Source organism: Nostoc sp. NMS4, from assembly GCF_017115095.1.
Lineage (GTDB): Bacteria > Cyanobacteriota > Cyanobacteriia > Cyanobacteriales > Nostocaceae > Nostoc.
In genome coordinates this window covers 54,087-60,086 of sequence record NZ_JABXKI010000226.1, presented here as the reverse complement: position 1 = coordinate 60,086, position 6,000 = coordinate 54,087, and the positions used below count along the sequence as shown (strand labels likewise).

Here is a 6,000-nt window from a genome sequence, read left to right as displayed (position 1 = left end):
AGTTTATTAAACTGGCACTTTAGTATTAATTTTCCATAAAAGTAACGCAAGAACCACCTTTTCTTTTTTTTTCAGCAAGCCCTACTTATAAATGGGATTAAAGTTCTTGCTAACTTGAAGGCAAAAGGTGAGGCGATCGCAAGATAAAATAATCAAACCAAACCAGAACGCAATGCAACGACTGCTGCTTGCACGCGATCGTCCACTGCTAATTTATTCATAATCCCTCGGACGTGAGTTTTGATGGTGTTAGGACTGAGATAGAGTTTTTCGGCAATTTCTGGGTTACTCAATCCGTCTACCATGAGTTTCAACACTTCTAACTCGCGTCCAGATAAGTTGGCGGTGTTGGTGGTGGGTGAAGGCGGTTTGAGATTATCAATCACTCGCCGCGCAATTTGGGGATCGAGATAGGCTGCACCATCAACTGCGGCTGCGATCGCACTTAACAATCTTTCCACACTTGCACCTTTGATACAATATGCATCCGCACCGCTAGATAGTGCCGCAATAATTTCTGTCTCCGTTTGATGAGATGTCAGCATTACTACATGAGTTGCAGGTAGCGCCGCCTTAATTTGCTGTGTTGCAGCAATTCCATCCAATCGCGGCAATCCAATATCCATAACCACTAAATCAGGTTTCAGTTGCAGTGCGGCTTGAACTCCCAAATAACCATCTTCAGCTTGTCCAACAATTTCCAACTGAGGATGAGCCATTAACGATTGCTCTAATCCCAGTTGCATCATCGGATCGTCTTCGACAATTAACACCCGCAATGGCGGGGCATTGACTGGTAAATTTAAGGGATAGCGAGTATCTAAAGACATTTTTATTAATTATTTGTCATTTGTCATTTGTCATTTGTCATTTGTCCTTTGTCCTTTGTCCTTTGTTTTTTTAACCAATGACTAATGACCAATGACCAATGACCAATGACCAATTTATTCTTCGACGCGATAGCCTAACTCTGCTAAACTAATCCGCGACTGTCGCCATTTTGGTTGGACTTTTACAAACAATTCTAGATAAACTTTGCCGGCAATTAATTTTTGAATTTGTTCGCGGGCTTCGCTACCAATTGCTTTGAGCATCGCTCCACCTTTGCCAATGAGTATGCCTTTTTGGGAATCACGCTCGACGTTGATGGTGGCAAGTACACGAGTGATGCTGGGAGTTTCTTCTACTAAATCAATAGCGATCGCTACTGAATGGGGTACTTCTTCACGAGTCAATAATAAAATTTGTTCTCGGATTAATTCACCCATAATAAAGCGTTCTGGCTGGTCAGTTACTAAGTCTGGAGGGTAATATAATGGCCCAATTTCTAAATGTTCAATTAATAATTCTTGAAGTTGTGGTAATCCGACACTAGTTTTGGCAGAAAATTTCACGATTTCCCATTCATGAGACTGGGCCATCTGAGCGTAACTATCATCTAGAAACTGAAAATCAGTCGGTTGTTGGTCGGTTTTGTTCACGCCCAGAATTACCGGTGTTTTGCTGCGACTGAGCAATTCGGCAATATAGCGATCGCCAGCACCACAAGCTACTGCTCCATCTACCACAAATAACACTACATCTACTGATTCAATGGCAATTTTGGCATTTTGTACCAACACTTCGCCCAATTGATGATGCGGCTTATGAATTCCTGGTGTATCTACAAATATTAACTGCGCCTCTGGTGTAGTTAATATACCGCGCAAACGGTTACGTGTAGTTTGTGCTACTGGTGATGTAATGGCAATTTTTTGCCCTACTAATTGATTCATCAAAGTAGATTTACCGACATTTGGACGACCAACAATGCCGATAAAACCTGATTTGAAATCAGGAGGAGCCTGGGGAATTGTTACTTCTCCTGAAAAAGAGAAAGTGTAATTTTCAATACTAGTCACCTTTGGCTCCACCCTCATATTTTATAGCTGGGATAACTTGGTTTTTTCTTAGACACAAAATAAGCATAAAATTAACCTGGCATTTTTAGAGATTGCTTTTGCCGAGGTTTAATCTACTACTGGCTCTACACTTATATTTTACAGCTGAGATAACCTTAGTTGTAGAATTCAGGATTCAGAATATAAAAAAATCAAACTCTAAATTTACCTCATTTCGTCGGTAATCATACCAAATCTAGATAAATTCTGACTTCTGGCTCAAGAGTTGCTAAATTCTTAGACTTAGTTTTGTTTTGAGACACCAAACAAACATAAAATTACTTTGGCATTGATAGAGAGGACTTTTGCTTAGACTTAATCTGCTGCTAATTTTTGCTTAAGTTTCATCAACTATTTAAGATATACATTTGGATCAAAATGTCAATAAAAGATATGGGAGAACCAAAGCGCATAGGAATTCTAACGAGTGGAGGTGATTGTTCTGGCTTAAATGCTGTGATTAGGGCTGTAGTAAATTGTGCTGTGGATACTTACGGCTGGGAGGTTTTGGGAATTCGTCAAGCGACTCTAGGATTAATGGCGCGTCCGCCACAATTCACCAAGTTGGAAGTGGATCGAGTTGACTCGCTATTAACTGCGGGTGGGACAATGTTAGGGACAACCAATAAAGGCGACCCTTTTGCCTTTCCAATGGCGGATGGAAGTTTATGCGATCGCTCCGAAGAAATCATTGCAGGTTATCATGAGCTAGGTTTAGACGCTTTGATTGGTATTGGCGGTGATGGTAGCTTGGCAATTCTCCGCCGCCTCGCTCAACAAGGTGGCATTAACTTAGTTGGAATTCCCAAAACCATTGATAATGATATTGGCGTTACCGAACACGCCATCGGTTTTGATACAGCAGTCAATATTGCCACAGAAGCACTAGATAGATTACATTTTACTGCTGCAAGTCATAGCCGCGTCATGATTTTGGAAGTTATGGGGCGTGATGCTGGACACATAGCTATAGCTGCGGGAATTGCGGGGGGAGCAAATGTAATTTTAATTCCCGAAATTCCTTACACAGTTGAGCATATTTGTCACAAAATTAAAGAACGCCAAGAAAAAGGCAAAAACTATTGTTTGATTATTGTTTCCGAAGCGGTTCGTACCCACGATGGTGAAAATGTGACGATTACAAATCGCTTAGGTCAATCTCGATACGGTGGAATTGGTGAATATTTGGCAGATAAAATTATTGAACACATTGGCGTAGAAACGCGAGTTACAGTTTTAGGACACATTCAACGCGGTGGAACTGCTTCACCACTAGATAGATTAGTTGCAACTGCTTTTGGTGTTGCGGCAGTTAATCTAATTGCAGAGGATAAATACGATCGCATGGTGACTTGGCAAAATCGCCAAGTATTAAGTGTACCAATTACAGAAGCGATCGCTCAATATAGTGCTGTCGATCCTAATGGTACTTTAGTTAAAACCGCTCGTGGTATGAGTATTTATTTGGGAGACTAAATTGATTGGGCATGGGTAGTTTACTTAAACGGATTCACAATCTCTAATTGACCAGGTAATACTAACCCATCCTGCATATCTTCAGAATAGAGAATTGTTGCTTCTGCGGACAACGCACAAGCAACAATTAAACCATCCCAAAAAGAAAAATTATACCGATTGCGGATATCCGATGCAGATTTTAAAATACTCAGGCTGAAATCTACTACAGTGCAGCGACGATAAAGCGACTGAATCATAGCTTTAATTTGCTCTTCGTTAAAGGCTGCTTTTTTCAGTAAATTAGCAGAAACCTCATTTACAACTTGCGTACTGATAACTATTCCTTCATTGGACGTAATTGAAATAGCTATATTGCGCTTTCTTTCTCTTTCTCCCACTTCTATCTTTTTATCATCAAACAAACGATATAGCCAAACATTTGTATCAATAAAAAATGCATCATTGCTCATAGCTAGCGATTGTAAATTTCTTCACGGCTGAGTACACCATTTACTGGAATTGGATTTTCAGTCAATTCATCAATTATGTCTTTTTTTTGAGATAATTTTTTATTTAACAAAACAATTACCTTAATATCATCTCCTTCACCGAATTCTTGTTTGTACTCATCGGGAATCTGAATTAAACCATTTTGGATTTTTGCTTGAAACTCTACCGCATTTAGCATCATTATTCTCTCTTTTATACAGATATAACTCAATTTTAGCCCTATTAGTCTCATAAAATTCACACGCCAGTTGCTTGCTTCTCTCAGGGAATAGGGAATAGGGAAAGAAATTTTTATGTTTAGTATGTGATGACAATTACATGAATATCTATGCCCAATGCCCTAATTAATAACTCCTAAGACAAATTCACCTTCATTCACAGCTTGATTGGTTGCGACATCATAAACCAATCCATCTTGTTGAGCGCAGACATCGATTACACTAGGTAACTTAGCTTCTTTATTAAAACTGAGAATTTGATACAGCTTGTCTCCAGCTTTGACTTTACTACCTAATGCTATTCTGGATTGAATCATACCACCTGCGATCGCATAATATTTTTTCCGATTGCTACTAGATGCAAAAGTCATCTCATGGGTTTTTGTATCGTCTGATAAATCAGGAATTTGCAGTACACCTTTTCGGGCTAAATAACTTTTCACACCCCGTACACCTTTGGCAACTGAATCAGAGTTCATTTGCATTCCTGTTCCTAACTCTAGTGTCCAAGCTTCCACGTCAAACTTGATTTCTCTACCCAACTCTTTAAAACAAGCTTCCAGTGCTAACCAAGGTTTGATAAAAGCTTCATCAAAAGCATCACCATCATATTTATTAAGTAATATTCCAAAATCGAGTCGGAAGTATTTTGCACTGTCTTCTCGATGTCGGAAGTAATAAAGGTAGTCTAATGCTTGATTTGTAGAACTATGTAAATCAATTAAATAATCTGCATCTAAACTCAGATTTTGTAACTTGTAGGCAAAAAGCTCAGTGTAAGGAACACCACTAGAAGAATTAATTTTTTCTAAAATTTTCGCAAATTGCTGCTTAATTATAGTTAGATAATTTTGTCTAACAACCTCTAGATCGATATTAAGTTGAGATTTAGTAAAAGCTACTAAATCATCAGCTTCTTTCTCGTAGTCCCAAAATATGCGATTCCAGTCTTTGGCTTCGTAAACGCAGTAACGCCCAGGGGAAAAATGATGAGCGCGTTCATTCGTCCCCATTGGATTACAAACGGGAACTAGCCAAATTTCTCCAGCTAAATCTGTATCATTTATTGTTAGTAAAAATTCAATTAACTGGTGAATAACGGCATTACCGGCGATTTCTGCACCGTGCAGATTAGATTGAATGTAAACTTTTTTACCAGGTTGAGCGCCGATGAATTTGTATAGTTGTAAGTAGAGGCGATCGCCCGAAGCCATTTGACGTAATACAATGCTTTCAATAACTGGCAGCATGAAACAACTCGATGATGATTTGAGTAAATTATCGCTGTATCTGTACTGAATTAAAAGCCTAGTCCAATAGAATTTGCTGATTAACCAGAGTTTTACCCCACCCTAACCCTCCCCGTATGTATTGGGAAGGGAACTAGATTTTCCGGTTTCCCCCCAATGCATCGGGGGGATTAAGGGGGGTAATTCGACACACGGCTTGCGTGGAGGGGAGACGAAGCGTAGCCTTGTCCGGGTGGAGTTCTTCGGGCTTAACAAGTAATCATGACTAGGATAAGGTAGCATCACATTAACTAGTGTTGGCAGTAGCTATGGCGCAAAATTGGTTGCGGATTACGCATCAAGACGACAAATGACAACAAAAGCTCATATTTAGGGCTTGATTGAATAACTAACCAATCCTTATCTGACTTTTTTATTACTTTTTCAGCAAGCCCTAAATGGAGACGTACATATATACATATATATGTACGCCTCTATAGCTGACTAATTTGTTGCCAAGATGTTTGAAAATAGTCTACCTCAATGCATTTCAGTTAAAAGAGTTTGAGAATTCATTAGGGTCTATATTAGCTGGAAATAACAAAATTTCCTTGCCTTCTAAACTTGCCTTCTGGTGAAGCAAAA

The 6,000-nt window shown here is 39.2% G+C and carries 6 protein-coding genes; 1 reads left to right on the top strand and 5 read right to left on the bottom strand.

Features of this window, described 5'->3' with window-relative positions:
* Positions 1–152: 152 nt before the first annotated feature.
* Together HWQ37_RS20055 and era are read right to left on the bottom strand one after the other, a co-directional pair.
* Positions 153–830 (bottom strand): response regulator, encoded by a 678-nt coding sequence (locus tag HWQ37_RS20055; protein WP_104908984.1) that lies wholly within the window; start codon positions 828–830, stop codon positions 153–155.
* Positions 831–944: 114 nt separating this feature from the next.
* Positions 945–1,919 (bottom strand): GTPase Era, encoded by a 975-nt coding sequence (gene era / locus HWQ37_RS20050; protein WP_292750087.1) that lies wholly within the window; start codon positions 1,917–1,919, stop codon positions 945–947.
* A 414-nt stretch (positions 1,920–2,333) separates the two neighbouring features.
* On the opposite strand from era, the gene HWQ37_RS20045 reads away from it, so the two are divergent.
* Positions 2,334–3,416, top strand: coding sequence for an ATP-dependent 6-phosphofructokinase (locus HWQ37_RS20045; protein WP_292750090.1), 1,083 nt, complete (start codon positions 2,334–2,336; stop codon positions 3,414–3,416).
* A 20-nt stretch (positions 3,417–3,436) separates the two neighbouring features.
* Here HWQ37_RS20045 and HWQ37_RS20040 read toward each other — a convergent pair whose 3' ends face one another.
* From HWQ37_RS20040 to HWQ37_RS20030, 3 genes are all read right to left on the bottom strand, one after another.
* Positions 3,437–3,868: a PIN domain-containing protein gene (locus tag HWQ37_RS20040; RefSeq protein WP_292750084.1), complete on the bottom strand. Its 432-nt coding sequence runs from the start codon at positions 3,866–3,868 to the stop codon at positions 3,437–3,439.
* A gap of 2 nt (positions 3,869–3,870) precedes the next feature.
* The gene (locus HWQ37_RS20035; protein ID WP_465249708.1) at positions 3,871–4,086 is read right to left on the bottom strand and encodes a hypothetical protein; all 216 of its coding nucleotides are present in this window, start codon (positions 4,084–4,086) and stop codon (positions 3,871–3,873) included.
* Between the two features lie 162 nt (positions 4,087–4,248).
* Complete coding sequence (locus HWQ37_RS20030) at positions 4,249–5,376, bottom strand: succinylglutamate desuccinylase/aspartoacylase family protein (protein ID WP_292750079.1); 1,128 nt, start codon at positions 5,374–5,376, stop codon at positions 4,249–4,251.
* Positions 5,377–6,000: the final 624 nt, after the last annotated feature.